This is a genomic window from Caldanaerovirga acetigignens (assembly GCF_900142995.1).
In the GTDB taxonomy this organism is placed as follows: Bacteria; Bacillota; Thermosediminibacteria; order Thermosediminibacterales; family Thermosediminibacteraceae; genus Fervidicola; species Fervidicola acetigignens.
Map to the genome: position 1 here is coordinate 99,646 of NZ_FRCR01000002.1, position 25,298 is coordinate 124,943.

The following is a 25,298-nucleotide window of genomic DNA, read 5'->3' on the forward strand; positions in this document are numbered from 1 at the left end:
GGGTTACCCCTCCCTATTCAGTCGTAAACGGCAAAAGTGCCATGTTTCGAGCCCTTTTTATAGCAACCGTAAGCTGTCTCTGGTGTCTTGCGCAATTGCCAGTTATTCGACGGGGCAGAATTTTAGCCCGCTCGGTTATAAATTTCTTGAGCCTCGCCACATCCTTGTAGTCGACATAATCTATTTTATCCACGCAAAAACTGCAGACCTTTTTCTTCTTGTTCTTTCTGGACTTCAACTCTTTCCCTCCTTTTCATTAAAAAGGTACATCGTCCCCTTCACTTAAATTTTCATCATCAAAATTGAAATCAAAATCTATATCTCCGATCCCTTCGTTGTTATCACCCAAGACGGTATCTTGTTCTACAGATTTCGGCCTGTCTAGAAACTGCACTTCATCGGCAACTACTTCGGTTACGTACCTGCGCTGACCTCCAGGAGTGTCGTAGGACCTCACCTGGAGCCTGCCCGACACACCCACAAGACGGCCTTTCTTGAGGTTATTGGCACAGGTTTCCGCCAATTTCCTCCAAACCACAACGGGGATGAAGTCCGTTTCTCTCTCCCCCTTTTGGTTTAGGAAAGGCCTGTCAACGGCTAATGTAAAAGTAGTCACCGCGATTCCACTAGCAGGGGTGAACCGCAATTCGGGGTCCTTGGTCAATCTCCCAATCAATATAACCTTGTTCAAAGTTTTCACCCCTTTATTTGTCCTTGCGGATGACAATATGCCTTAGCACAGCGGGGGTTATTCTGAAGACCCTTTCCATCTCTCTTGCGGTTAGGGCGTCGGCCGCAAAATTCATCAACACATAATAGCCTTCTTTCTGGTGCTTGATGGGATAAGCCAGCTTTCTTTTCCCCCACCGGTCGATTTCCTTCACCTCTCCCCCTCTTTCCTCGACGAGATTTTTAAACTTGTCCACCATTCCGTTAATTGCTTCCTCGTCAAGGGTGGGGTCGAGAATGTACATCGTTTCATATTCCCTCATTTTTTTCACCTCCTCGGACTTACGGCCCTAGATTTTTATCTAGAGCAGAGATGCTTCTTGCGTATTATATCATTTATCCGGAGGATTTTCAAGGTCTTCAAGCTGTACGCATTTTACTATCTTTTTGACGCTCTTTTCGAACTTGGACCTGGGTATCATTACTTTGCGCCCGCAGCCGAGACACTTTATCCCGAAATCGGCTCCCATCCTCCAGATCTCCCATTCAAAGCTGCCGCACGGATGTTTTTTCTTCATTTCTACGACGTCGCCGATATGGAACTTCAATTTTTCGCCCCCTTGTTCTTTTCATCTATAACGATCATCTTGGGGTAGGGAATCTCTATCCCCTCCCTGTCAAACCTTTCTTTTATCGCTTTTCTCAATTCCCTTTCAACGCTCCACTGCTGCATGGGCAAAGTCCTGGCCCATATTGTAATAACAGCCTCGCTAGGTCCGAAGTCGCTGACTCCAAGAACAGTAGGCCCTTCCACAATGTCGTTCCTTTTTTGGCGTACCTCTTCGGCAACTTCCTCGAGAATTTCTATCACTCTATTCAAGTCCTCTTCATAGGATATCCTCACGTTCACCAGAGCTCTGAGGTTACCTCTAGAATAGTTAGTAACCCTGGTGATTTCTCCATTGGGTATTATATGTATCTGACCGCCGAAGTCTCGAAGCTTTGTGGTCCTAAGACCCATTTCCTCTACGACGCCCGAGACTCCTGCAGTCTCAACGTAATCGCCTATCTGAAAATAATTTTCAAAAATTATAAAAAAGCCGGAAATCACGTCTTTCACAAGGCTTTGAGCACCAAATCCAATTGCAAGGCCACCTATGCCTGCTGCTGCTATTATGGATGATGTCTTTACGCCAAAAGTATCCAGCATAACTACTGCTGCTATAAGGTATACGGTGTATCTCAGGACGCTTTTTAAGAGTCCTGCCAGGGTCTTCATTCTGCTTTCGTCAACTGGCAACCTCTTAAACTTCATTGCAAAAAGTCTATCTATGACGCTAGCCCCAGCTTTTATTGCTGCTGCGGCTGAAATTAGAATAATTAATGCTTTGAAAATGTACCTGTAAACTTCCGGAAGTTCGTAAATTACGCGCAACATACTTTGAAAATTCATAGCGGAGGCGTCCTCCCAATCATATTACAACAGTCCTAAATTTAGATAGTTTTTCTGCTATCGCATACATATTGGTTACGCTCCCCACAGCAAGTTTTTCCTTCAATCCATAGTAATCCAAACAAGTTCCGCAGGAAAGCACTTCCACTCCCTTAGTTTCCAATTCTCTTAAGACATCCAAAACTTCCGAGCCATTGGTGGTAAGATAAACTCCTTTATTTAAAAATATTATGCTTTCAGGCAAATACTCGATATCTTTCAAAGTATAAATATAATTTCTCATCAGAAGCCTTCCTAGCTCTTCCGAACCTTTGCCTAGCGCATCGCCCGCAATTAAAACCACATAGGAATCCGTTTTTTCATTAACCTCTCTTATTTCTGTTTTAGGCGTCTTTTTAGCCGCTGGGGTCTTTTCGATGTAGATACGGTACTCCCCTTGTTCTTCTTCGTAAAAGCAATTACATCCACTGTTTTTTGCCATTTTAATTATATTGTCCCTTGCCACTTCATTGTCCACAATGGCGACAACCCGTCCCGTCTCAATGGAATCTAAAGCCTTTTTCGTCATGATAACCGGCTCGGGGCATTTCTTCCCTCTGCAGTCCACTTCTTTTGCCAATTTCATCCCCCCTATATCAATTTTATCACAACTGGAGTTATGAAATCCAAGAACTTTAATTTTTGAAAGATATACGATCCAGAGATACCTTTTTCAAGAACACTTCCAGGCCATGTCATCAAGAAAGGAGTAATAACCGAATTTATCAGCACAACCCATAATGAAGTAGATAAAAGCCCCAGTAAAACTCCTAATACCCGATTTGTCAGGGAAAGCCCTGAAAACCTGAACATCCCATTCAGAAAAAATCCTACCAAGGCAAAGAGAAGCTGAACGGCCAAAAAAATTATTAGAAAGCTTAATCCTGATAGGGCCATTTGAATAAGTGAATCGATAGCCGCCCCTGCCGGGAGGGCTCCAGGATTCGATTTAGAACTTGTAATATTTAGCAACGGTTTGAGGGCTTCACTGACATTTGTATTTTTTTCTATGTATTTAGCCGCCGTATCCCTGTAAAAAAGGCCTGCATATATAGCCGTCAGAACACCTAGAATTCTGAATGCCGAAAGGATAAATCCTTTGGTGTAACCTTCTATCGCACTTTTTAAGAAAACAAATAAAAGCAGTATGTCCATCCAATTCATAACCGATTCCCCCTTTCTTTCCGAAAAAACTTTCTTTCTAATTTTATTTCAAATAGCTTATGCATACTACCCAAAAAAATTACATATAATGTAAAAAAAGGTTTTCAGGAGGAAAAATAATGCTTTTAGACCCCCACGCACTAAGACCTTATGGCATGAGAGTTCACATAGATACTCCAAATGCGGTAGAAGCTATCGCTTACGGTTTCACCTCAATTTTATCTGAAACATATTGCCCTCCCTCGCCGATAGTTTTCCTGTGTATAGGCACTGACCGCTCTACCGGTGACTCTCTAGGTCCTTTAGTGGGAAACATGCTAAAGGAAAAAAATTTTCTCAACGCCCAGGTTAAAGGCTGCCTTGCCGAACCAGTCCACGCCGGCAATCTCGAAAATGTCCTCCAAGAGCTCGACATTTTGAAAAAGCCTTACATTATTGCGGTAGATGCATCTCTAGGCCGCTCTGAAAACGTTGGCACGGTAAAGATTGGCAAAGGACCTATTAAGCCGGGGGCTGGAGTCAGAAAAAATCTGCCTGAAGTCGGTCAGCTCCATGTTACCGGCGTAGTAAACGTCGGTGGATTTATGGAATTCTTCGTCCTTCAAAATACAAGATTATTTTTGGTAATGAAGATGGCGAAGGTAATTTCCGAAGGAATTGCTTTGGGAATGGAGCAATTCTTTGCATAAAAAGCTGCCTAAGGGCAGCTTTTTTAAATAAAATGATCATAAATTCTGTTTTTTATTATCTCATATATTTGTTCATTAGTTCTGCCTTCAGCATTTACGAGAAGTACTCCGAAAGAATTCCCACCCATGTTATCCATCATATTTTCAATTGACAGGGACGCCATTTCTTTAAGTTTCCTTCCTCTATATATTACAGCATCCACTTCCCCAACTGCCTCGTTCCACGGCATGGCTACAAACCCCCGCGCTCTCAAATATTCTATAAGGTCTTCAAGGCCGTCTTCCACCGCTATTATTCTTTTCATCCTGCCACCTCCGAATTCTATTTTTCTCGGAAGCTGGCAGAATTATACTTTTGATGTCATCACTTTTAAAGCTCCAGGTTCAACCGAAAATTCTACCGGAGTGTTCCCTATGACATCTCCGTCAGCGTGGACTTTGGCACAAGGAGTAAATTCTATTTTTACCTTTTTTCCTTTTATGACTTCGTAGGCCGGGTGATTTTTGTGCTTTCCTGAAAACACTCTAGGCAAAAACCTTAAAAGCTCCGCTTTACTCAACTCGTTTACTATGCATACATCGAGGAAGCCATCGTCAACTCGAGCATCAGGACATATCATCATACCACTGCCGTAGTACTTGGCATTCCCTACGGAGACCAGCCATGCCCTTCGCTTCATTGTATTACCGTCTATTTCTATGATTACATCTTTAGGCGCATAAAATGTCAGAACCTTTATAAGCTGTGCCACGTAAGTTATGGTGCCGTTAAAAAGCCTCATACTTTTATTGACTGCATCTGCTACTTCGGCATCTAATCCTGCTCCGACCACATTTACAAAAAAATTGCCTCCGGCCTTCAATAAGTCTATACAACTTACGCTCCCATTTTTTATTATTTCCAACGCTTTTTCCGGTTTTCGAGGTATCCCTACGGACCTTATAAAATCGTTGCCCGTTCCTGCAGGAATCACACCTAACAACGACTCGCTGTACGCAAGGGCCTGGACCACTTCCCTAACTGTACCATCTCCTCCAACAGCAACAATTTTTTTGTAGCCCGTTTTTACTGCTTCTATTGCAATGTCTGTGGCGTGTCCAGGGCCTTTAGTTATCGCAAACTCATAGGGAATGTCTATAAATCTTTTTAAGCCGCTCCAAAGTAATAAAGCTTTCTTCTTCCCAGCGTTCGGATTAACTACAAAAAAAACTTTCAACTCTCATCCTCCTTAGTTCTGTCCATCTCGCACCTACCTTGGAAAAACGCGCCGTCTTCAACTATTATACCTTCTACCCTCAAATCCCCCAGCACCTTGCCGGAAGACTTAATCTCCAGTTTCCCTGAAAGAAAAATATTTCCATTTACTTCCCCTGCAATTACCGCATTTCTCGCCTTAAGCTGAGCATTAACCACACCTGTTTCGGCAACTATTATGTCCCCTGTGCTTTCCAGCTCTCCTTCCACCTTGCCCTCGATACGAAGAACGCCCGTAGCTTTCACCGTACCCTTAATTTCAGTACCCTTCCCTATAAGGGTATCTACCGCTTCAGGATTAACCTTTATCTTTTCATTTTTTCTTCCGAACATGCTTACCCCCTCAGTTATTCCAAAAATTCAATTGGATCTACAACAGAACCATTTACTTTTACCATATAATGAACATGAGGCCCCGTACTTCTTCCGCTGCTTCCCACTCTCCCTATAGTCTGACCTTTATCAACGTATTGGCCTTTTTTTACAAGTATTTTTGAAAGGTGGCAGTATGATGTCACATATCCGTACCCGTGATTTATTTCTACAGTGTAGCCGTAACCTGACTTGTAGCCAGAGTATACAACCTGTCCGGCTGCTGCCGCTTTCACGTTGCTTCCATAAGGAGCTGCAATGTCTACCCCATCGTGAAATTCTGTACTTTTTCCAAAAGGAGAGCGCCTATATCCGAAGCGGGAAGTTATCCTCCCTTTTACTGGCCATAGAGAAGGCGTCGCAGCAAGTCTCAAATTTCTTTGCTCTATTACAGAAATAAGTTCCTTTATGCTGCCTTTTTGTTCTTCTAACTTCATTTCTAGGTCTTCCAGACTTTCCAATGCCGTTTCTCTGTTAACTCCGCTCCTGCTTGCAAGCTCTGAAGGCGAACTTCTAGAATTAATTTTCTCGAGTTTGTCCTTTAAAATTGGGTCGTCTTTTAAAAGTTGCCTCAAGCTTGAATCCAGCTTTTCCATTTCTTTTACCTTTTGTTCCATGCTTTTTGTCTTTTCCTCATAATAATTTAACTTCTCTTCAATCTTTGCATACCATTGAACCTTTGACGACAATTCCTCATTTTTCGCTTTAAGTTCTATATAAGATGCGAAAAAACCTATACCAGCCGCTACCAGTGAAAACAAAGACGCGGTAGCTATGTATTTTATTGCCTTTAAAATTGAATCAGTAAGAGAGATGGAATAAATTGATTTCTCCGAATGAGGTATGATCATAAATGTGACAAGCTTTTTCCTGCCCTTTCTCACCGATTTACCGCCCCCCTTTCAGGTTTCTGCCGATATTATACGAAATTTTAAAATTCGCCTTTTGCATTCAAAAATCCTTCTTTTGTTATCGCCTTTTCGAGAACTTCTTTTTCTTCCGGACTCAAGGCACAGGCTGGGTCCCCTTTTACCACCGGTTTTAGGTATACGCGGCTCTCTTCTCTGCCATAAATACTCGTGATAATGACCCCGCTATTTTCACCGTTTAATAATGCCATCGAAAAGCTCAAGTTTCCGCCCATATCTGCAAAAGCATTGTATTTTTTTATATGTACCTTCTGGACCGCAAAAAGCATGTCCTTTTCCAAGATATTAATTCGTTCCTTTATTGCGGCTACCTCCGACATAGCCTGTTTTACACTTTGAAAATATTTTATAAGCAATTCTTCCAAATTTTTACCACCAGCACCTCTCATTAGTGCTATATAATTCTTTGTAATTTTATTCAACTTGATATTTATGATTATAAACACAATAAGGCTCACAGCAGAAATCGCAATCAGCAGTATTAAAACCTTGTCCAAGTTCGCTTTAAAAAAACCATGTAGTAAATTAAAAAAATTTTGCGTCATCGCAGGATTCCTCCAGCTCTTTTTACAGTTTCGGAAATTTTGAAATCAGTATTGTAAACGCAATAGCGGTAAAGATGGCAGGTAGCAAGTTGCCCACTTTCACCCTTGATTTGCCTTCCAGCATATTTATTCCAATCCCAAAAATTAAAAGTCCGCCCGCTGCAGTCATTTCTGCAATTATGACATCAGTAAGGTAAGACTTTATGAACCCAGCCGCCATGGCTATGCTCCCCTGATAAAGAAAGACCGTTGCTGCAGAAAAAGCGACGCCAATGCCTAAAGTCGATGAAAAAATTACTGCGGACACGCCGTCCAATATGGATTTTACAAGTAATATACTGTGATTTCCCGTAAGACCGCTTTCAATTGCCCCCATTATGGCCATTGCCCCTACGCAATAGATGAGGCTTGCGGACACAAAAGCTTTTGTAAAATTTCCGTCACCACCACCAAAGCGCCTTTCGAGCGCTTCTCCCAGCCGGTTCAACTTTTCCTCAATTTTCATAATCTCGCCCAGTGCCGCCCCGCTTACAATGCTGAGGGTCAATATCAGAAAATTTTCCGTTTTTAATGCCATAGACAATCCTATCAGCATCACCACAAGGCTTAAGCCTTGCATAAGAGTTGTGCTCATATTTTCAGAAAAACGACCCTTTAAAAGGTTGCCTAAAAGTGCACCCATTATGATAGCAATAGAGTTTATCACTGTACCGAGCAAATCATGGCACCATCCTTTCATATATTTAAAAGTTATCGGGATTTGCTAGATATCTCTTCTAATGCAGAAAGGGCCTTTTGTATCTCCTCGATCGTATTGAATATTGAAAAGCTAAACCTTACAGTCCCTTTATCAATTGTGCCAATAGTCTCGTGTGCCAATGGACTGCAGTGGAGTCCTGGCCGAACTTGAATGTCATACTTGCTGTCCAGCAAGAAGGCCAGCTCGGATGAATCAAGTCCTCTTACGTTCAATGAAATCACGGCTACTTCGCTTTTTTTATGCGGGCAGCCGTATACAGTAATCCCCTCGATTTTCTTTAAGCCCTCTAAAAACCTCCGGGTTAGCATTTCCTCATGAGAACGTACATGCGAAAGGCCTAACTTTTTTAAAAACCGCACTCCTTCAGCCAGACCAGCGATACCGGGCGTATTGAGAGTTCCGGACTCCAGCAAGTCAGGAAGTATGTCAGGCTGCGAAAGTTCCTCAGAAAAACTTCCGGTGCCTCCTTGCCTTAGCGGCGTCAGCTTAATCCCTTCTCTGACGTAAAGCCCACCAGTACCTTGAGGGCCATAAAGGCCTTTGTGCCCGGGAAAAGCAAGCAGGTCTATATTTTGATTTCTAACGTCTATGTCGAGAATGCCTATTGTCTGAGCAGCATCCACAAGAAATAAGATGTCCCTTTCTCGAGCAATCCTGCCTATTTCTTCGATGGGCATTACGGTTCCGGTCACGTTAGAGGCATGGGTTATGGCAATAAGGCGGGTATTTGGCTTTATTGCCTTTAAAATATCTTCGGGGTCCAGTGTGCCATCCTTTGCACACTTGACTATCTCCCATTCCACACCGCATTTTGTCAGGGCGTAAATGGGCCTCGCCACAGAATTGTGCTCCATGGAACTCGTTATGACATGGTCTCCCGGGCGCAGGACCCCCTTTATGGCAATATTGAGTGCGTCAGTGGCGTTCATCGTAAAAACTATATTGCTCGGACTTTCAGCATTCAAAAAATCCGCCATGACTTCCCTTGCATCATAAATAAGCCGTGCAGCTTCTAAAGCCTTTTTATGCCCGCTCCTGCCCGGGTTTCCCCCGAACTTCCTCATTACATCTTCAACCGTCTTGTATACCTCTTCAGGCTTAGGCCATGAAGTAGCCGCATTATCGAAATACGCCATCTGCAGCACCCCTTTATATTAAAATCAATAATTACTTTACCACAAAAAAGTATCTGCGAAAAGCACTTTCGCAGATACCATTCAAAAATTTATTTAAAAGAAAAGGTCTCTTTCTCCTCTTTCTATTTTCTTTAGCCTTTCTGCTGTTTTTTCCCTTACAGTTCGGTTGGGAATGTCATCAAGACTTTTTTCTATTACCTTTTCCCCTATCTCTCTAAGTATTGGGTCAGCATAGTCCATTATAAACTCTTTAAATGTCAGTATAGCGTTGGGCTGGCAGAAGTTCTGAATATTTCCAGATTTCGCAAGTTCCATAAACCTGTCTCCAGTTCGCCCTCTCCGGTAGCATGCCGTGCAGTAGCTGGGAAGATATCCCCTTTCGCATAGCGAAAGCAGAACTTCATTTGGAGTGCGGTGGTCTTCAACCTGAAATTGTGTATTTGATTTTTTTCCCTTATTTGCTATTTCTTCATAGTATCCACCGACACCCGTGCATGAACCTGCACTTATCTGCGATATACCGAGCGATATGACTTCCTCCCTGAAGTCCGGACGTTCTCTTGTTGAAAGAATCATGCCGGTATACGGCACGGCAAGGCGCATTATTGCTACTATTTTCTTAAATTCACTGTCAGATACAAGGTATGGAAATTCCTTTACGTTAACTCCCAAAGCCGGTTTGATCCTAGGGAAAGATATGGTATGGGGTCCCACACCGTAAGCTTCGTCTAGATGTTTTGCATGTTGAAGAAGGGCGAGAACCTCGTATTTGTAGTCGTAAAGGCCAAATAGGACTCCCAGTCCGACATCGTCGATACCGCCAGCCATCGCTCTATCCATTGCCGTCGTGTGATAATCGTAATCACTCTTCGGACCTGAAGGATGCATAAATTTGTACGTTGGCCTGTGGTAGGTTTCCTGGAAAAGGACATAGGTACCTATTCCAGCATCTTTTAATTTCCTGTAGTTTTCTACCGTCGTCGCGGCGATATTTATATTTACCCTGCGGATGCTCCCGTTTTTCAACCGCGTGTCGTATACTGTCTTTATCACTTCGAGCGTATATTCGATGGGACAGTTTACAGGATCTTCACCAGCTTCAAGGGCCAATCTTTTGTGACCCATTTCCTCCAAAATCTCCACTTCTCGCCTTACCTCTTCCATCGTAAGCCTTTTTCGAGCAATCTTGTTGTCCCTTCTATAGCCGCAATAGCGGCAATTGTTTATGCAGTAATCGCTGTAGTAAAGGGGGGCAAAAATTACTATCCTTTTTCCATAAATTTTTTCCTTCAATTCTTTTGCAGTAGAATACATTTCCTCTAGGAGTTCCTCATCTTCACAATATAGCAACTTTGCGACATCTTCCACGTCGAGGCCTTTTGCTTCTCTGGCTTTATGAAAGATTTCCCTTACATCCTCTCTGGAAGCCTTTTTCCCGGATTCCAAAGCTTTATGAATGGCTTCATCGTCAATAAAATCTGCCTTAAGCTCTTCCAAATTGTTGTTTTTGTTGATATACATTTTATCATCTCCCTTTTAGTGAAAATAATCACGAGTTTGTCTTTTAAAAATTCCACCTTCACTGTCAAATCCCGGTGGAAAAAAGAAAATAAAAAGCTTTTCCCGGAGGAAAAGCAGCAAAACCCACTATTCTTTGGCCTTCCCCCCTTCGCTCAGGACTCCCCTTGCGTCAGGGTCCCTGATAGTATATTTTTTTCTATTATATTATTTTTAATCTGAAAAATCAATATGCATTATCATTTCAGCGCGTCCAATCTACCGGCAACCTTTCCCAGATTTTCTGCTACCTGTCTTATTTGCTCTACTTTCTCGACAATTTGCTGGGTTGCAGACGCCTGGCGATCCGTTACCTGGCTGGTTTCCAGTATCCCATTTATTATCTCACCTACTGATTTTTCTATGTTGCTTAAGGTCTCACCTATCTGCTCGGCTGCTTTTGCGCTATCGGTGGACATCTTCCTGACTTCTCCAGCTACCACGGAAAATCCCCTCCCATAGTCGCCGGCTCTCGCAGCCTCTATAGCCGCATTAAGGCCGAGGAGATTAGTTTGGGCTGCAACTTTTTTGATGAAATACAGTATATCACCTATTTTACTTAAATGATTTTTAGCGTTTCCTGCAGCATCACTGAGCACCTGGCCTCTTGACGCCAGTTCTTCGGCTACCTTTGCGAGTTCTTTAGTCGCTCCCGCTATTCTGGAAATCGCATTTTCTAGCTCTTCCGCCGTGGTAGCAAGTTCCTGAGCATGGACCTGAAGTTTCTCCATCATCTCCTCTTTTGCGTTGATTATGCCCATCATCAACCGTGCAGCTTGAGCATCCAAAACCGATGTATTGTTTTGCTTGCTAGCCTCTATTGATTCACGAACTTTTTGATTCCCCGTCACCTCAACCACGAGATCAAGATGCGGCACCCGCATAAGTTCCATGCAGTCATGAAATGTCGGTATTCCTAATTGTCTTGCGAGCAGCATCCCTGGTGCATTATAATCTAGATCCGCGATGCCTGCTATTTTTATATCCGGCAGGCCCGCTGCCGCTTTCAAAATAGCCGTACCTCCCTTGCCCGCTCCAACGATTCCAATGCTCAGCATTAAAATCCCTCCAACTGAAATAAGATGTTTCACGTGAAACAATTGCGTTATTAAAAATCTAAAATTTCACAATTACTTCCAATATCCTCTCCAGTTCGTCTTCTGAGTAATATTCGATTTCAATCCTTCCTCTTCTTTCGCTGCCCTTAATCCTTACTTTAGTGCCCAGTGCCCTTTGGAGTTGCTCTGCTACATGGATCAGTGCCGGATTAATTTCATTTTTATTATTCTTTCTCATAGTTTTTCCGGATTTAATAGATATTCTTTTTATTACTTCTTCCGTTTCTCTTACTGACATATTTTCCTCAATAATTTTTTTTGCGATTTTTATCCTTTCTTTAGGGTCCTCAATCGCCAAAATCGCCCGAGCATGTCCTGCTGTTATTTTCTTCTGGTTTATCATTTCTTGGATTTCGCTCTCAAGATTTAATAGCCTCACCGTATTTGCAATTTGAGAGCGGCTTTTCCCTATCTTAGACGCCAGTTCCTCCTGAGTCATTCCGTATTCTTCCATTAATCTTTTATACGCCATTGCTTCTTCCATCGGTGTCAAGTCTTCTCTTTGTAGATTTTCTATTAAAGCAATTTGCATTACTTCTGCATCCGTCAAGTTCTTTACTACCGCCGGAATCTTTTTTATCCCGGCCAATTTTGCTGCCCTCCATCGCCTTTCACCAGCCACCAGTTCGTATCCTTCTTTAGCTTTTCTTAAAATCACAGGCTGTAGGACTCCGTGCTCTTTTATTGAGGAAGCCAGTTCCCTTATCTTTTCTTCATCAAAATCCTTTCTAGGCTGCATTTTGTTCGGCTTTATTTCTTCTATATCAACCTCCTGTATGCTTCCTTCATCTTTTTCATCAATCATCGGAATAAGAGCTCCCAACCCCTTCCCTAATCCTTTCTTACTCAATTCCCAACACCTCCTTTGCAAGTTCCATATAAACTTCCGCTCCTTTCGACTTAGAATCATAAATTATTATAGGTTTTCCATGGCTAGGAGCCTCACTTAACCTTACATTCCTAGGAATTATTGTCCTGTAAACTTTATCCTTAAAATATTTTTTTACCTCCTCTACTACTTGTATGGATAGGTTAGTTCTGGGATCAAACATTGTAAGTAATACTCCTTCTACTTCTAAGTTTTTATTCAAGTGCTTTTTTACCAAACTTATAGTATTCATCAACTGCCCCAAGCCTTCTAAAGCGTAATACTCACACTGTATTGGAACTAAAACTGTATCTGCAGCCGTTAAAGCGTTCAATGTTAGCAGTCCAAGCGACGGAGGACAGTCTATAAAAATATAGTCGAATTCATCTTTTATTTCTTTTATAGCATTTTTTAACCTATATTCTCTTGATATCATCATAACTAGTTCAATTTCTGCCCCTGCAAGTTGAATATTTGAAGGCAGTATGAAAAGGTTTTCGTATCTTGTCTTTTCTATGTTCTTTTTTATGCTCTCTTCGTCAACAAGTACCTTGTAGATTGAATTTTCCGTTTTGTACTTATCTAACCCTAAACCGCTTGTTGCATTCCCCTGCGGATCAATATCAATCAGCAAAACCTTTTTCTCGAAAGATGCAATACAAGCAGCTAGATTTACAGCCGTCGTAGTTTTACCAACTCCACCTTTTTGATTTGCAATAGCTATTGCCTTTGCCATCAAATCACTCCCGCGAATTTTTATCGAATACTTCTCTAATTAATTACAAAATTTATTTTCCCATTTTTAATCATTTCTTTTTTTTCGCTTTTTTTCCTTCTTTCTGGCACAAAAAAATGGTTCATCACCTTTTAGGGATCTGAACCACCACTTCAATATATTCTCCTCTATCATATTCCTTATATTCAGCTTTATATCCTGTCTCTTTGATATTGCTCACAAGCTTTTTAACGGAATTGATAAATATTCTTATATCTTTTATTGCAACTTTCAACATCCTTTTATTTCCTATCTTATCCTTTTTTTCATGTAATTTCTGTAATGTTCTTTCCACTAATTCCTCAGTCTGCCTGACATTTAATTTTTTTTCAACTATTTTCTTCAGTATTTCCCTTTGAAGACTTTCTTCAGGTAGTTTCAGCAAAGCTCTTGCGTGCCTTTCTGTTAAATTTTCCTGGGAAATAATTTTTAAAATATCTTCAGGCATTTTTAATATTCTAATCTTATTTGCTATGGTCGATTGGCTTTTTCCCAATCGCTCAGCAAGCTGCTCTTGTGTTAGTCCGTGCTCGTCAATCAGTTGCCTATAACCTTCCGCCTCTTCTATAAAATTTAAATTCTCTCGCTGCAAGTTCTCAATTAATGCCATAATTGCTGAGTCAGTTTCTTTAACATCGCGCACTACTGCTGGGATTTCTTTTAGTCCCGCCTGCAGGCATGCTCGCCATCTTCTCTCCCCAGCAATTAATTCATATTCGTTTTTCCCCATCCTTCTTACCACTATAGGTTGAAGTACTCCGTATATTTTTATCGAATCAATTAGATCTTGCAATGATTTATCGTCAAAATTTTTTCTAGGCTGGTAAGGGTTTGGTTTTATAGCATCTACAGGAATATTTATAATCTCGCTTTTCCTTCCCCCCCACACAAACAACCACCGCCTCTTTTTTTTAGTGTATTATTCTATACAACTTTTTCAAACTCCTTCTTTTTTTGGAAATTATTTCATAAAAAGAGGCTTTTTTTCAGGTATTCCTTCTCTTCTTGGGTATTCTATCGGCGTCTTTCCAACCTTTTCCACAACCACAAGACTCCTTTTAATTCCAATCGGCAGTTCGTAATATATTACATCCTCTAACCTTCCTCCTAATATTTCAAATACACCCCTTGATTGCACAATTTCCTCTTCCGGCTCCTTACCTTTTAATGCCACGAAAAATCCTCCTAATTTTACAAAAGGCAAACACAATTCCAACAGAACATTTAAAGCTGATACAGCCCTCGCAAAGGCATAATCATATTTTTCTCTGAATTGCATATTTTTTCCATAATTTTCAGCTCGCCCACATAAAACGTAAGTTTCTTTTAATCCCAAATTCTTAATTGTATTTTCCAGAAAAATCGTCTTCTTTTTATTTGAATCCAATAAATAGATTTCTAAATCCCTTCTTGATATTTTGATCGGTATTCCGGGAAATCCTGCACCTGTCCCTATGTCTATAATTTTTACACCAAAAGGAATTTCAATCATTTTTAATACCATTAACGAATCTATTATGTGCTTTACCATAAATTCCTCTTCGTCTTTTACAGAAGTTAAATTTACTTTCTTGTTCCAAATTTCAATTTCGTTTCTGTATTGTTCGTATTTCGCAGCATTATTTTCTTCTATTTCGATATTTACCCATCTAGCTATTTCGATCAATTTTTTTTTAAAGTTATTTTTCATGCTTCTTCCTCTTTCTTTCCGCTTCAAGGTATATCAATAAGATTGTAATATCTGCAGGATTTACTCCGGAAATCCTCGATGCCTGTCCAATGGATTCCGGTCTTATCTTTTTCAATTTTTCTTTTGCCTCCATTCTAAGACCGTAAATTTTATCGTAATCTATATCCTCAGGTATTTTTTTGTTTTCCATCTTCTTGAAATTTTCCACCTGTTTTAACTGCCTCTTTATATACCCATCGAATGCAACCATTATCTCCACCTGTTCAATTACCTCATTCGGCAGTTCGGGTCTTTCTTTGTCAATAATTTTTAAAAGCTCATAACTTATTTCTGGCCTTTTTAAAAGATCTTCCAGAGTCGCAGGGGTATTCAATGGCGTTGATCCGATTTCTTCCAAAGCCATATTTACTTCTGAAGTAGGCGTCACTTTTGTCGACCTCAATCTTTCTATCTCTTCTTCAATCATTATCTTTTTCTTTATGAATTTTTGATATCTTTCCTCTGTTATCAATCCAACTCTGTAACCTATATCCGTCAGTCTTATGTCTGCATTATCATTCCTCAATAACAGCCTGTACTCGGCACGGGATGTCAACATCCTGTAAGGTTCTTCAGTACCTTTAGTCACCAAGTCGTCTATCAGCACGCCTATATAAGCATCAGACCTTTTTAATATTAGCGGCTCTTTTTCTTTTATCTTCAATGCCGCATTTATGCCTGCAACTAATCCTTGCGCCGCTGCCTCTTCATACCCGGAAGTACCGTTTATTTGCCCTGCCATGTACAGACCTTCAATTTCCTTAGTTTCCAAAGTCAATTTTAATTGGGTAGGCACAACGTAATCATACTCTATGGCATATCCAGCACGCATCATTTTTACATTTTCTAGACCTTTTATCGTCCTTAATATTTCTAGCTGTACATCTTCTGGAAGGCTCGTTGAAACTCCCTGCAGGTACATCTCACAAGTATTCAGCCCTTCTGGCTCTACAAATACCTGATGGGATTCTTTTTCTGGAAAATTTACTATTTTCACTTCAATACTCGGACAATATCGTGGTCCTACACCTTTGATTTGTCCAGTGTAAAGCGGCGCCCTATGTAAATTTTTCCTAATTATCTCATGCGTCTTTTCATTTGTATATGTGAGCCAGCATGAAACTTGGGGCCTTTCAATCCTCTCAGTTTCATAAGAAAACGGTATTATAACTTCATCTCCCGGCTGTTCTACCATTTTTGAAAAATCTATTGAATCCCTGTGGACTCTAGGAGGTGTTCCCGTCTTAAATCTTCCCAATTCGAATCCGAGTTCCTCCAAACATTTTGAAAGCTCATTAGCCGGGAATAACCCATTAGGTCCTCCGCTGTAGCTTACATCTCCAATTACTATTCTACCCCTAAGATACACACCCGTAGTCAGTATAACGGCTTTTGCGTAAAATATACCCCCCGTCTTCGTTGCTACACCTTTAACCTTTGTCCCTTCTACCAAAATTTTTGTCACTTCAGCCTGTACAATGTCCAGGTTATTTTGCCTTTCTAACGTATACTTCATTGAAAACTGGTATGCTTTTTTATCAGCTTGCGCTCTTAATGCTCGCACTGCAGGCCCCTTTTTAGTATTCAGCATCCTCACCTGAATCAGCGTTTTATCTATGTTTTTCGCCATCTCTCCTCCTAAAGCATCTATTTCTCTCACAAGATGACCTTTAGCAGGCCCTCCAATAGAGGGGTTACATGGCATCATCGCAATGCTGTCGAGGTTCAATGAAAAAACAACCGTTTTTAGGCCTAATCGTGCTGATGCCAGCGCTGCTTCACAACCGGCGTGCCCCGCACCAACAACGGCAACATCGTAATAGCCAGCAGTGTATTCCATTTTCATCACCCTCATTTTCCAATGCAAAAATTTTCAAATATTGCTTTTATAACATCTTCGTTTACGTTGTCTCCCGTAATTTCTCCTAAAAATTCCAGAGCTTCCCTTACTTCCATTGCAACAACTTCCATTGGAATAGATTCTTCTAAAGCCTTTTCTCCTCTTTCTAAAGCCTCGACTGCTTTTCTTATTGCCTGGCTGTGTCTTGCTCGCGTTATTAAAATCCCTTCCTCCAAAGAACCTATATTTTTCGTCACTGCTTGGTATATGGCCTCTTTTAACTCTTCAATACCCTCTTCTTTAAGCGCGGAAATCTTTATTATATTCTTTCCTGGAAAAATTTTTTCTAATTTCTCTAAGTCTATCTTTTCAGGTAGGTCAATCTTGTTTATAACTAATATCACATATTTTTCTTTTACAAGTTCGGCAATATCTATATCTTCTTTTTTTAATTCATCGGACGCATCAAACATCAAGATAACGAGTTCGGCTTTTTCAAGGGATTCCAACGCCTTTCGTACTCCTATTTTTTCAACCTCATCTGTTGCCTCCCTTATACCCGCAGTATCTATAATTTTTATCGGTATTCCTTTTATGTTTATATATTCTTCTATTACGTCTCTCGTCGTGCCTGGAATGTCTGTAACTATCGCTCTTTTTTCCTTCAATAGAGAATTTAAAAGCGAAGATTTGCCCACATTAGGCCTTCCTAAAATGACAGTTGACAATCCTTCTCTCACAATCTTTCCTGCTTTCGATTTATTTAAAATTTTTTCCATTTCCTCCTTTAATTTTTTTATTTCACCTGCAATTGTTTCTGAGTCAAAACAAGGTATATCATCTTCCGGAAAATCTATACTAGCCTCAATATGCGCAAGTATTCTTATTAAATTATGTCTCATTTCACGTATCTTTTCTGATAATCCTCCTCGCAGCTGTTCCTGTGCAATTTTCAACGACCTTTCAGTTTTAGCGCGAATAACATCAATTACCGCCTCAGCCTGGGAAAGGTCTATTCTCCCGTTTAAAAAAGCCCTCTTTGTAAATTCTCCTGGTCTTGCCATTCTAGCTCCGCAAGATAAAACTATTTCTAGAATCCTATTTTGTACAGTAAACCCCCCATGGCTGTTTATTTCTACCATATCTTCCCTTGTATAAGTATAAGGTGCCTTGTATTTGACAATAAGTACTTCGTCAATGGTCTCTTTAGTTTCTGGGTCAATAATATCTCCCAAGTACATTTTCCTTGGCTCCATATCACAGGGTTTTATTTTCCTTGGAACGAATATCCTGTCCGCTATATTAAAAGAATCATCTCCACTTATTCTTATTATCCCAATTCCGCCTTCACCTAATGGTGTAGATATGGCAGCAATAGTATCCCTTTCATAATCCATGAAATTTTCTCCCCCTACTACAATTTATCCTCCTGTCACTTGACAGGAGGATTCTTTAGCGAAATTATAACCCGCCGGTAAGGTTCTTCTCCTTCACTGTGTGTCTTCACACGACTGTCATTTTGGAGCGTGCTGTGAATAATCTTTCTCTCAGAAGGGGGCATAGGTTCCAGTGCTATACTCTTTTTTGTTTCCTTAACCTTTTTTGCCACTTTCAACGCCAATTCCTTTAATATTTTCTCTCTTTTACTTCTGTATCCTTCTACATCCAGCACAATCTTTTTGTATTCACTGCTTTCTTTATTTGCCACAAGTGTTGTTAAAAACTGCAGCGCATTAAGAGTAGCACCTCGCTTGCCTATAATAATACCCATATTCTTCCCTTTCAATTCTATTTTGCACATACCATCTTCCTCGTATACTAAATTAATTTCAGGTGTTATCTTTAGAATATCAAAAAGTCCTTTTAAAAATTCTTGTGCCCTTTCTTCCGGTTTTTTCCTTAAAGTTACCCTTACTCTAGCCATTCTCGAAAGCAAACCGAATAGTCCCCTACTTCCTTCGTCTAAAACTTCTACTTTCACATCTTCCTTTTTTGCTTTTAGTTCTTTTAATGCCAAATCTAGCGCTTCCTCTACCGTTCTTCCCACTTTTTCCACGGTTTTCATATCATCTTGCCTCCTCCTTCGCAGAGGCTGGGGAGCGCATTATTAACACCTGCTGTAAAATCTGTAATAAATTGCTCACAACCCAGTATAATGCAAGGCCCGAAGGGAATTTGGTTGCCATCCATCCTATAAAAATTGACATGACTATATTCATCGTTCCTTGCTGGCTATCGGGAGTCTGCACCATTCCTACTTTTGAAGATACGTAAGTTGTAAACCCTGCAAGGATCGGCAAAATAAATGTAGAGTCAGGCATTCCAAGGTTCTTAATCCACAGAAAGCCTGCATTCCCGAAATTATACGTTTGCAATAATCTAAATAATGCAATAATAAACGGAAATTGTATGAGCAAAGGCAAACATCCACCCATCGGATTTACTTTATGTTCTTGATAAAGCTTCATCAATTCTTTGTTTAGTTTTTCTTTATCGTTTTTATACTTTTCTTGAATTTTTTTCTGCAATGGAGCTATTTCTTGCATTTTTTTAATTGAATTAAATTGCTGAAAGCTAAATGGCAACAAAATCAGCTTTATCAAAGCCGTAAGCACTATTATTGCAATTCCGTAGTTCTTTGTATAAACGAATATAAAATCCAGCATCTGTTTCATTATATTTTGCAAAAATTCCATCAATGCGCTCCCCCTTTTAAATTAAATATTTTTTAAACCGGATCGTAACCGCCGGGATGGAAGGGGTGGCATTTAATTATTCGCTTTAAAGCCTTCATTCCTCCCGCCAGCAATCCGTATTTTTCGATAGAAAGCTTCGCATATTCAGAACAAGAAGGATAAAATCTACAGCTTCTTGGCTTCAAAGGTGATATTGTTTTTTGATAAATTACTATTAAATATATGACTATTTTTTTAATCATTTTCGTTCCCAGCCCAGAGGTTTAATTTTTTTAATAAAACTATCATCTGCCCTTTTATTTCTTTGTAGTCCGCTTTTTTTACATCTTCCTTCACCGAAATCACAACATCGAAACCCTTTTTTATACTATCGTAACTTGTCCTGAAGGCTTCTTTTATCCTTCTTTTTACCTTGTTTCTTGCTACACTTCTACCTATCTTTTTACTTACTGACACACCTAATCTCGTATATCCTAGATCGTTTTCTTTTGCGTACATGGTAAAAAGAGGGCATCCAGCACGCCTTCCCTTTTTGTATACTGATATAAATTCGAAATTTTTTGTTAATCTTAAGCGTTTTTCCAAATTCCCGTTTCCTCCGAAAATCTGTAATAAGGCCGCTTTTTCTTTTATGCGGCCCCTAAGCTGTTAACCTCTTCCTTCCTTTTAATCTTCTTCTTTTTATAACGTTCCTTCCACTCTTTGTGCTCATTCTCTTTCTAAAACCGTGAACTTTTTTCCTGTGTCTTCTGTTTGGCTGGTACGTCTGTTTCATCTCTTCACCCCCTCAGGCTGAAAACTAAGTAGATTATAGCCGATAATATTAATAATTGTCAAGAAAATATGTTTCTTATTGAATGTAATGTCGTATTTTGTTATCATTTTATTAGCTTCTAGTTCTTTTTTCTTTTAAGGAGGTTTTTATATGACCCACAATCTTTCCGACCTTTGGCAGCAGGTACTTAAGGTACTCAGCAGCGAACTTAATAACGATGTTTCATTCAATACTTTCTTGAAACCCACAAAGCTCGTTGGAATTGAAGACGACATCGCCATAGTAGAGGTTCCCAACGATTTTCTTAAGGAAATCCTCGAGAAAAGGTACTCAAACCTCCTTAAGGACATATTAAGTTCAATCTTAAACCATAATGTCAGTATTTTCTTTAAAATTGATAGTTCTTCAATCTCCGAGCAGGCCTCTACTGTTGATACCATAGAAAAAGATACTAAGAGTTACAACGAAGAAATCCATTGTAACCTGAATTCCAAGTACACATTCGACACTTTCGTCGTCGGAAACAGCAACCGTTTTGCTCACGCCGCCTCTTTAGCTGTAGCCCAGGCTCCAGCTAAAGCATATAATCCCCTTTTTATATACGGAGGAGTAGGTCTCGGTAAAACTCACCTCATGCACGCCATAGGTCATTATATTTTAGAGCACAATCCCTCTAGCAAGGTTATGTACGTATCATCAGAAAAATTTACCAACGAACTTATTAACTCCATTCGCGACGATAAAAATGTAGAATTCAGAAATAAATACAGGAATATCGACGTGCTCTTGATAGACGATATTCAATTCATAGCCGGCAAAGAAAGGACTCAAGAGGAATTTTTCCATACCTTTAACGCTCTATACGAGGCAAATAAACAAATAATAATATCCAGCGACCGGCCACCTAAAGAGATTCCAACTTTAGAAGAACGACTCCGCTCTCGATTCGAATGGGGGCTTATAACTGATATTCAGCCTCCAGACTTTGAGACTAGGATCGCAATTCTCAGGAAAAAAGCTATGATGGAAAATCTTACAGTCCCAGATGAAGTCATAAATTTTATTGCCACTAAAATTGAGACCAATATCAGAGAATTAGAAGGCGCATTGATTCGCATAGTTGCCTTTTCTTCTCTTACCAACAAACCCATAGACCTTGCACTGGCTGAACACGTTTTGAAAGATATTCTGCCCAACAGCAAGCCTAAAACGGTTTCTGTATTGGATATACTACAAGTTGTTGGTAACTACTTTTCTGTTAAAATAGATGACTTCAAATCAAAAAAGAGGACGAAAGAGATTGCCTATGCAAGACAAGTGGCAATGTTCTTGTGCCGGGAATTGACTGATTTTTCGCTACCGAAAATAGGAGAAGAATTTGGCGGAAGAGATCATACAACAGTAATACACGCCTGCGAAAAAATATCAAAAGATATCCAGAAAGACCCTCAGTTTGCATCGTTAATCGAAAACTTAAAAAAGAAAATCTTAAGTGGATGATGTGGAAAAATTTATTGATAATTATATTAATAACATGTGGAAACGTGTGGATAAATTATAAGCACAATTTTATTATGTGCACTGAGTGGATAAAATAACCACCGTTTCCAACAGGTTATCCACATAAAAAAATCTACAAGTAGAATTATTCACATTATTTATCCACATATCCACAATGCTTACTACTACTACTCCTAATTCTGTACACCAAGTTCCAGTTTATTTCTCTTAAACGGAGGTTTTTTGAGATGGAATTTTTAATAGATAAGGACGATCTTCTTTCGGGTATTTTAGTTGCCGAGAGATTTACTGCCGGAAAAACCACAATTCCTATCTTATCCGGCATCAAATTCTCAGCTTATGGAAGCACACTTGAACTTTCCGCTACCGACCTTGAGATGGGTATAGAATACAGAGTGCCTGCGCAAATTATGGAAGAAGGAGATATCGTAATATCTACTAAGGCCCTTTCTGAAATCCTCAGGAAGTTGCCAAAAGGCCAGGTTTTATTTAAGCAGGACGGAGGGCAAGTCCGCGTCGAGTCGGGAGATTTTTACCTCACCATTCCAACCTTGGAAAGCGACGATTTTCCAGAAGCAGTTCCTAATCAGACCAGCCCCTTGATCAAACTTCCAAAAGAAGTTCTTAAAAATATGATAAGACAGACGATATATGCAAGGGCTGAAGATTCAATAGCAAGGCCGGTATTAACTGGCGAACTTTTAGAGTTGAAAAACGGAAAATTTCATGTCGTTGCTCTAGATGGATTTAGGATAGCTTGGCGGTGGGAAGAGATAGAGGGAAGTGAATTCAGTATAGTTGTACCAGGTAGGGCTCTTCTGGAACTTACAAGAGCAATTTCAGCGGGAGAAGATTTTATCGAAATACATACCGGAAGCAACAAGGCAGTATTTTACACAAAAAATATATCCATATCCAGTAGGCTTCTGGAGGGAAAATTTATAGATTATGAACAGGTAGTGGAAATTGAACCAAAAGTTACGGTGGTGGCGAACACCGATTTGCTACTTTCTAGTATCGAGCGGGCTTTTGTTGTTGCAAAGGAAGGCAGTAAAAACAATCTTATAAAATTTAACATAGAAAGTAACTCTATAAAAATAAGCACCGAGTCGGAAATAGGTAGTGTTTACGAAAAAATCGACTGTGATACGTCAGGGGAGGAGCTTCTTGTAGCCTTTAACGCCCGTTTCTTTATAGAGGCCTTGAGGTCTGTTGAAAAACCAGAAATAGAAATGAAGTTTGCTGGAGAAGTTGGACCCTGTGTTATAAGACCGTTGGGTGTTGATAATCACGTAAATTTCATCCTTCCCGTAAGGCTAAGGAGTGATGGTTAGTGAAGGAGGTCCCCATAAGAACTGAAACAATAAACCTCGACCAGTTTTTGAAATGGTCAGGCATCGTTTTGACTGGGGGACAGGCAAAACTTATAATAAAACAGGGACTTGTTAAAGTGAATGGACAGGTTGAGACGAAGAGGTCAAGAAAACTTCATCCGGGAGATGTGGTGGAGTTTCAAGGCCAGACCTTTCTTGTAAAGGGCGGGAGTGAATAATTTGCACCTTGAGAAAATTAGGCTATTTAACTTTCGAAATTTTAAAGAGCTCGAAGCGGACTTTTCAAAAGGCTTGAACATCTTTTTTGGTGATAATGCGCAGGGAAAGACCAACCTTTTGGAAGCTATATATTTTCTTTGTAATTTGAAGCCCGTAAGGACGAACAAGGAACAGCATCTCATTTTCTTTGAAGAAGAAAAGGCTTATTTAAAAGGAGTTTTCTCTACTTTTTTTGGCTCGGTAGACAGGGAAATATGGCTAAACCTAGGAGATAAGAAAAAAGTTCGGGAATGCGGCGTTGAAAAAAAGCGTTTTTCAGAACTTTTTTGGCAAATCCACGCCGTATTTTTTTCTCCTGACGACCTCAGCCTGGTTAAGGGCAAGCCGTCAGAAAGAAGGAGGTTTCTCGACCTTATAATAAGCCGCTTGAGACCCAAATACGGGCGATACCTTGCAGAATATAACCGCGCGCTTTTCCAGAGAAATATCCTTTTAAAACAATTAAAGCACAATAGGACTCTAATCTCGGCTTTGGAGGTCTGGGATGAACAGATTTCTGAATTAGGCACTGCAATATTAAAAACCAGGATGGATTTTTTAGAAAAACTATATCCCTGGGTTAAAAAATATTATCTTTATTTTTCCAGGGATGAGCGACAGCTCGAACTAAATTACGAAAACACTTGTTTTACGGAAAAAATTTTGCCGGATTCTTTCCGCGAAGCTTATGCCTTAGCCTTGAGAAAATCATTGCCACATGACTTAGAAAGTGGTTTTACCCAGGTTGGTCCCCACAGGGATGATTTACAATTTTTGTTAGGCGGCAGAGATTTGAGATATTTCGGCTCCCAGGGAGAACAAAGGACGTTGTGTCTTAGTATAAAATTTGCAGAAATGCGCATGTTTTTTGAGGTTACTGGTATTTCGCCAATACTCCTTTTGGACGATGCGCTTTCGGAACTTGATAAATACCGCAGGAAGTGGATTTTAGAAGAGAATAAAGAATGGCAGGTATTTGTCACTACCTCCGACATTTCTGCTATTCCAGATGATATCTTAAAAAAGGGTTCGGTATTCAGAATTGAGGCAGGCACCTTGGGAAGGTGGTTTTAGTGTGGATAATGTAAAAAAAATACTGTGGAACGTATTGAAAAAGGGCGACATGGGGCGGAAACTGAATGAAGCCCTGATATTCGCGATGTATGAAGATATAGTGGGTGAAAAGATATCGAGAGTTTCAAAACCTGTTTTTTTTCGAGGAGACACCTTATTTATAGGTGTAAAAAATTCTGCCTGGGCACATCAACTCTTGTTTTTGAAGCCAGAAATTATAGAAAAAATAAATTCATTTTTAACAACTCCTTTAGTAAGAGATATAAGATTTCAGATAGTTTTATTTTCTGAAAATAACTTAAAAAGCGATAGCGAAAAGAATTTTACTGATGATGTTAAGATGGATATACCTGACAAAAATAAGCAGATGTTTTATAATATTGCAGCGGGCATACAGGATGAAAAGCTTCGGAATAAATTTATAGAACTTTGTATAAAGGACTTAGAGTTTAAATTGAAAAGAGGTGAAATTCGTGTTCCTGCACATAGGCAAGAATACAGTAGTCAGAACTAAGGATATAATCATGATTTTAGACAGGGAGTGTACTCTTTCTAGGGATACCAAGGATTTTTTGCAAATTGCCAAAGAAGAAGGATTTATAGTGCCAGGGGAAGAAGAGGGAAAATCGTTAGTGGTTACGGACAAAAAAATATATTTCTCGCCCATTTCTTCCACTACTCTTTTTAAGAGGTCCCATTTTCTCAAAAGTCTAAGTGATGAATGCTTCTAAGTTGGAGGTAG

General features: G+C 40.0%; 34 protein-coding genes. 7 read left to right on the forward strand and 27 right to left on the reverse strand.

Annotation, left to right across the window (positions count from 1 at the left end; genetic code table 11):
* Nucleotides 1-13 precede the first annotated feature (13 nt).
* The 7 genes from rpsR to BUB66_RS02040 form a co-directional block, all read right to left on the reverse strand.
* On the reverse strand, nucleotides 14-238 hold the full coding sequence (gene rpsR, locus BUB66_RS02010; RefSeq protein WP_073253869.1) for a 30S ribosomal protein S18: 225 nt from the start codon (nucleotides 236-238) through the stop codon (nucleotides 14-16).
* An 18-nt stretch (nucleotides 239-256) separates the two neighbouring features.
* On the reverse strand, nucleotides 257-691 hold the full coding sequence (locus tag BUB66_RS02015) for a single-stranded DNA-binding protein (RefSeq protein ID WP_073253872.1): 435 nt from the start codon (nucleotides 689-691) through the stop codon (nucleotides 257-259).
* Nucleotides 692-704: 13 nt separating this feature from the next.
* A complete protein-coding gene (rpsF, locus tag BUB66_RS02020) occupies nucleotides 705-992 on the reverse strand; it encodes a 30S ribosomal protein S6 (protein ID WP_073253874.1) in 288 nt (95 codons plus the stop codon).
* Between the two features lie 69 nt (nucleotides 993-1,061).
* Nucleotides 1,062-1,247 carry a DUF951 domain-containing protein gene (locus BUB66_RS02025; protein ID WP_342039303.1) on the reverse strand — a complete coding sequence of 62 codons (186 nt, stop codon included), beginning with the start codon at nucleotides 1,245-1,247 and terminating at the stop codon, nucleotides 1,062-1,064.
* A 26-nt stretch (nucleotides 1,248-1,273) separates the two neighbouring features.
* Nucleotides 1,274-2,122: a mechanosensitive ion channel family protein gene (locus BUB66_RS02030; protein WP_073253880.1), complete on the reverse strand. Its 849-nt coding sequence runs from the start codon at nucleotides 2,120-2,122 to the stop codon at nucleotides 1,274-1,276.
* 19 nt (nucleotides 2,123-2,141) lie between these two features.
* The gene (gene yedF, locus BUB66_RS02035; protein WP_143156182.1) at nucleotides 2,142-2,741 is read right to left on the reverse strand and encodes a sulfurtransferase-like selenium metabolism protein YedF; all 600 of its coding nucleotides are present in this window, start codon (nucleotides 2,739-2,741) and stop codon (nucleotides 2,142-2,144) included.
* Between the two features lie 11 nt (nucleotides 2,742-2,752).
* Nucleotides 2,753-3,325 (reverse strand): CvpA family protein, encoded by a 573-nt coding sequence (locus BUB66_RS02040; protein WP_073253887.1) that lies wholly within the window; start codon nucleotides 3,323-3,325, stop codon nucleotides 2,753-2,755.
* 119 nt (nucleotides 3,326-3,444) lie between these two features.
* On the opposite strand from BUB66_RS02040, the gene yyaC reads away from it, so the two are divergent.
* A complete protein-coding gene (yyaC, locus tag BUB66_RS02045) occupies nucleotides 3,445-4,014 on the forward strand; it encodes a spore protease YyaC (protein ID WP_073253890.1) in 570 nt (189 codons plus the stop codon).
* Nucleotides 4,015-4,037: 23 nt separating this feature from the next.
* Here the strand turns inward: yyaC and BUB66_RS02050 are convergent, their stop codons facing one another.
* The 20 genes from BUB66_RS02050 to rpmH form a co-directional block, all read right to left on the reverse strand.
* The gene (locus BUB66_RS02050; RefSeq protein ID WP_073253893.1) at nucleotides 4,038-4,319 is read right to left on the reverse strand and encodes a YkuS family protein; all 282 of its coding nucleotides are present in this window, start codon (nucleotides 4,317-4,319) and stop codon (nucleotides 4,038-4,040) included.
* A gap of 42 nt (nucleotides 4,320-4,361) precedes the next feature.
* Nucleotides 4,362-5,231 carry a diacylglycerol/lipid kinase family protein gene (locus BUB66_RS02055; protein WP_073253896.1) on the reverse strand — a complete coding sequence of 290 codons (870 nt, stop codon included), beginning with the start codon at nucleotides 5,229-5,231 and terminating at the stop codon, nucleotides 4,362-4,364.
* Complete coding sequence (locus tag BUB66_RS02060; protein WP_073253900.1) at nucleotides 5,228-5,602, reverse strand: bactofilin family protein; 375 nt, start codon at nucleotides 5,600-5,602, stop codon at nucleotides 5,228-5,230. Before BUB66_RS02060 ends, BUB66_RS02055 begins: the two co-directional genes overlap by 4 nt.
* A 14-nt stretch (nucleotides 5,603-5,616) precedes the next feature.
* Nucleotides 5,617-6,525: a M23 family metallopeptidase gene (locus BUB66_RS02065; RefSeq protein WP_244269712.1), complete on the reverse strand. Its 909-nt coding sequence runs from the start codon at nucleotides 6,523-6,525 to the stop codon at nucleotides 5,617-5,619.
* Between the two features lie 47 nt (nucleotides 6,526-6,572).
* Nucleotides 6,573-7,115: a DUF4446 family protein gene (locus tag BUB66_RS02070; RefSeq protein WP_073253903.1), complete on the reverse strand. Its 543-nt coding sequence runs from the start codon at nucleotides 7,113-7,115 to the stop codon at nucleotides 6,573-6,575.
* Between the two features lie 22 nt (nucleotides 7,116-7,137).
* On the reverse strand, nucleotides 7,138-7,833 hold the full coding sequence (locus BUB66_RS02075) for a DUF554 domain-containing protein (RefSeq protein WP_073253906.1): 696 nt from the start codon (nucleotides 7,831-7,833) through the stop codon (nucleotides 7,138-7,140).
* 32 nt (nucleotides 7,834-7,865) lie between these two features.
* A complete protein-coding gene (locus BUB66_RS02080; RefSeq protein ID WP_073253909.1) occupies nucleotides 7,866-9,011 on the reverse strand; it encodes an aminotransferase class V-fold PLP-dependent enzyme in 1,146 nt (381 codons plus the stop codon).
* 93 nt (nucleotides 9,012-9,104) lie between these two features.
* On the reverse strand, nucleotides 9,105-10,532 hold the full coding sequence (gene hydG, locus BUB66_RS02085) for a [FeFe] hydrogenase H-cluster radical SAM maturase HydG (protein ID WP_198409331.1): 1,428 nt from the start codon (nucleotides 10,530-10,532) through the stop codon (nucleotides 9,105-9,107).
* Nucleotides 10,533-10,768: 236 nt separating this feature from the next.
* Entirely contained in the window at nucleotides 10,769-11,626 is an 858-nt protein-coding gene (locus tag BUB66_RS12270) for a methyl-accepting chemotaxis protein (protein ID WP_191088083.1), read from the reverse strand.
* Between the two features lie 58 nt (nucleotides 11,627-11,684).
* On the reverse strand, nucleotides 11,685-12,536 hold the full coding sequence (locus BUB66_RS02095) for a ParB/RepB/Spo0J family partition protein (RefSeq protein ID WP_084098587.1): 852 nt from the start codon (nucleotides 12,534-12,536) through the stop codon (nucleotides 11,685-11,687).
* Nucleotides 12,529-13,290, reverse strand: coding sequence for a ParA family protein (locus BUB66_RS02100; protein ID WP_073253915.1), 762 nt, complete (start codon nucleotides 13,288-13,290; stop codon nucleotides 12,529-12,531). Before BUB66_RS02100 ends, BUB66_RS02095 begins: the two co-directional genes overlap by 8 nt.
* Nucleotides 13,291-13,414: 124 nt before the next feature.
* The gene (gene noc, locus BUB66_RS02105) at nucleotides 13,415-14,218 is read right to left on the reverse strand and encodes a nucleoid occlusion protein (RefSeq protein ID WP_073254231.1); all 804 of its coding nucleotides are present in this window, start codon (nucleotides 14,216-14,218) and stop codon (nucleotides 13,415-13,417) included.
* 72 nt (nucleotides 14,219-14,290) lie between these two features.
* Nucleotides 14,291-15,019 carry a 16S rRNA (guanine(527)-N(7))-methyltransferase RsmG gene (gene rsmG / locus BUB66_RS02110; RefSeq protein WP_073253918.1) on the reverse strand — a complete coding sequence of 243 codons (729 nt, stop codon included), beginning with the start codon at nucleotides 15,017-15,019 and terminating at the stop codon, nucleotides 14,291-14,293.
* The gene (mnmG, locus tag BUB66_RS02115; protein WP_073253922.1) at nucleotides 15,009-16,898 is read right to left on the reverse strand and encodes a tRNA uridine-5-carboxymethylaminomethyl(34) synthesis enzyme MnmG; all 1,890 of its coding nucleotides are present in this window, start codon (nucleotides 16,896-16,898) and stop codon (nucleotides 15,009-15,011) included. The genes rsmG and mnmG overlap by 11 nt, the downstream gene beginning before the upstream one ends.
* Nucleotides 16,899-16,909: 11 nt before the next feature.
* A complete protein-coding gene (mnmE, locus tag BUB66_RS02120; RefSeq protein ID WP_073253925.1) occupies nucleotides 16,910-18,295 on the reverse strand; it encodes a tRNA uridine-5-carboxymethylaminomethyl(34) synthesis GTPase MnmE in 1,386 nt (461 codons plus the stop codon).
* A gap of 35 nt (nucleotides 18,296-18,330) precedes the next feature.
* Nucleotides 18,331-18,963, reverse strand: a complete 633-nt coding sequence (gene jag, locus BUB66_RS02125; RefSeq protein ID WP_073253928.1) for an RNA-binding cell elongation regulator Jag/EloR — start codon at nucleotides 18,961-18,963, stop codon at nucleotides 18,331-18,333.
* A gap of 1 nt (nucleotide 18,964) precedes the next feature.
* Complete coding sequence (locus tag BUB66_RS02130; protein ID WP_073253930.1) at nucleotides 18,965-19,594, reverse strand: YidC/Oxa1 family membrane protein insertase; 630 nt, start codon at nucleotides 19,592-19,594, stop codon at nucleotides 18,965-18,967.
* 32 nt (nucleotides 19,595-19,626) lie between these two features.
* The gene (yidD, locus tag BUB66_RS02135) at nucleotides 19,627-19,836 is read right to left on the reverse strand and encodes a membrane protein insertion efficiency factor YidD (RefSeq protein ID WP_188092865.1); all 210 of its coding nucleotides are present in this window, start codon (nucleotides 19,834-19,836) and stop codon (nucleotides 19,627-19,629) included.
* Complete coding sequence (gene rnpA, locus BUB66_RS02140) at nucleotides 19,829-20,179, reverse strand: ribonuclease P protein component (RefSeq protein WP_073253933.1); 351 nt, start codon at nucleotides 20,177-20,179, stop codon at nucleotides 19,829-19,831. Before rnpA ends, yidD begins: the two co-directional genes overlap by 8 nt.
* Before the next feature lie 55 nt (nucleotides 20,180-20,234).
* Nucleotides 20,235-20,369, reverse strand: coding sequence for a 50S ribosomal protein L34 (rpmH, locus tag BUB66_RS02145; protein ID WP_073253936.1), 135 nt, complete (start codon nucleotides 20,367-20,369; stop codon nucleotides 20,235-20,237).
* A gap of 150 nt (nucleotides 20,370-20,519) precedes the next feature.
* Here rpmH and dnaA point away from each other — a divergent pair, with 150 nt between their 5' ends.
* From dnaA to remB, 6 genes are all read left to right on the forward strand, one after another.
* Nucleotides 20,520-21,869 (forward strand): chromosomal replication initiator protein DnaA, encoded by a 1,350-nt coding sequence (gene dnaA, locus BUB66_RS02150; RefSeq protein WP_073253939.1) that lies wholly within the window; start codon nucleotides 20,520-20,522, stop codon nucleotides 21,867-21,869.
* Nucleotides 21,870-22,117: 248 nt separating this feature from the next.
* Nucleotides 22,118-23,224: a DNA polymerase III subunit beta gene (gene dnaN, locus BUB66_RS02155; protein WP_073253942.1), complete on the forward strand. Its 1,107-nt coding sequence runs from the start codon at nucleotides 22,118-22,120 to the stop codon at nucleotides 23,222-23,224.
* Nucleotides 23,224-23,442, forward strand: coding sequence for an RNA-binding S4 domain-containing protein (locus BUB66_RS02160; protein ID WP_073253944.1), 219 nt, complete (start codon nucleotides 23,224-23,226; stop codon nucleotides 23,440-23,442). The genes dnaN and BUB66_RS02160 overlap by 1 nt, the downstream gene beginning before the upstream one ends.
* Nucleotides 23,435-24,556, forward strand: coding sequence for a DNA replication/repair protein RecF (gene recF / locus BUB66_RS02165; RefSeq protein ID WP_084098590.1), 1,122 nt, complete (start codon nucleotides 23,435-23,437; stop codon nucleotides 24,554-24,556). The genes BUB66_RS02160 and recF overlap by 8 nt, the downstream gene beginning before the upstream one ends.
* 1 nt (nucleotide 24,557) lies before the next feature.
* Entirely contained in the window at nucleotides 24,558-25,070 is a 513-nt protein-coding gene (locus BUB66_RS02170) for a DciA family protein (protein ID WP_073253950.1), read from the forward strand.
* The gene (gene remB / locus BUB66_RS02175; RefSeq protein WP_073253953.1) at nucleotides 25,030-25,287 is read left to right on the forward strand and encodes an extracellular matrix regulator RemB; all 258 of its coding nucleotides are present in this window, start codon (nucleotides 25,030-25,032) and stop codon (nucleotides 25,285-25,287) included. Before BUB66_RS02170 ends, remB begins: the two co-directional genes overlap by 41 nt.
* Nucleotides 25,288-25,298: the final 11 nt, after the last annotated feature.

Coding starts and splice junctions, on each gene's coding strand:
- rpsF (WP_073253874.1), bottom strand. CDS start 992: ATGAGGGAATATGAAACGATGTACATTCTCGACCCCACCCTTGACGAG.
- BUB66_RS02025 (WP_342039303.1), bottom strand. CDS start 1,247: ATGAAGAAAAAACATCCGTGCGGCAGCTTTGAATGGGAGATCTGGAGG.
- BUB66_RS02030 (WP_073253880.1), bottom strand. CDS start 2,122: ATGAATTTTCAAAGTATGTTGCGCGTAATTTACGAACTTCCGGAAGTT.
- BUB66_RS02040 (WP_073253887.1), bottom strand. CDS start 3,325: ATGAATTGGATGGACATACTGCTTTTATTTGTTTTCTTAAAAAGTGCG.
- yyaC (WP_073253890.1), top strand. CDS start 3,445: ATGCTTTTAGACCCCCACGCACTAAGACCTTATGGCATGAGAGTTCAC.
- BUB66_RS02050 (WP_073253893.1), bottom strand. CDS start 4,319: ATGAAAAGAATAATAGCGGTGGAAGACGGCCTTGAAGACCTTATAGAA.
- BUB66_RS02060 (WP_073253900.1), bottom strand. CDS start 5,602: ATGTTCGGAAGAAAAAATGAAAAGATAAAGGTTAATCCTGAAGCGGTA.
- BUB66_RS02070 (WP_073253903.1), bottom strand. CDS start 7,115: ATGACGCAAAATTTTTTTAATTTACTACATGGTTTTTTTAAAGCGAAC.
- BUB66_RS02080 (WP_073253909.1), bottom strand. CDS start 9,011: ATGGCGTATTTCGATAATGCGGCTACTTCATGGCCTAAGCCTGAAGAG.
- hydG (WP_198409331.1), bottom strand. CDS start 10,532: ATGTATATCAACAAAAACAACAATTTGGAAGAGCTTAAGGCAGATTTT.
- BUB66_RS12270 (WP_191088083.1), bottom strand. CDS start 11,626: ATGCTGAGCATTGGAATCGTTGGAGCGGGCAAGGGAGGTACGGCTATT.
- BUB66_RS02100 (WP_073253915.1), bottom strand. CDS start 13,290: ATGGCAAAGGCAATAGCTATTGCAAATCAAAAAGGTGGAGTTGGTAAA.
- rsmG (WP_073253918.1), bottom strand. CDS start 15,019: ATGAAAAATAACTTTAAAAAAAAATTGATCGAAATAGCTAGATGGGTA.
- mnmG (WP_073253922.1), bottom strand. CDS start 16,898: ATGGAATACACTGCTGGCTATTACGATGTTGCCGTTGTTGGTGCGGGG.
- mnmE (WP_073253925.1), bottom strand. CDS start 18,295: ATGGATTATGAAAGGGATACTATTGCTGCCATATCTACACCATTAGGT.
- jag (WP_073253928.1), bottom strand. CDS start 18,963: ATGAAAACCGTGGAAAAAGTGGGAAGAACGGTAGAGGAAGCGCTAGAT.
- BUB66_RS02130 (WP_073253930.1), bottom strand. CDS start 19,594: ATGGAATTTTTGCAAAATATAATGAAACAGATGCTGGATTTTATATTC.
- yidD (WP_188092865.1), bottom strand. CDS start 19,836: ATGATTAAAAAAATAGTCATATATTTAATAGTAATTTATCAAAAAACA.
- rpmH (WP_073253936.1), bottom strand. CDS start 20,369: ATGAAACAGACGTACCAGCCAAACAGAAGACACAGGAAAAAAGTTCAC.
- dnaA (WP_073253939.1), top strand. CDS start 20,520: ATGACCCACAATCTTTCCGACCTTTGGCAGCAGGTACTTAAGGTACTC.
- dnaN (WP_073253942.1), top strand. CDS start 22,118: ATGGAATTTTTAATAGATAAGGACGATCTTCTTTCGGGTATTTTAGTT.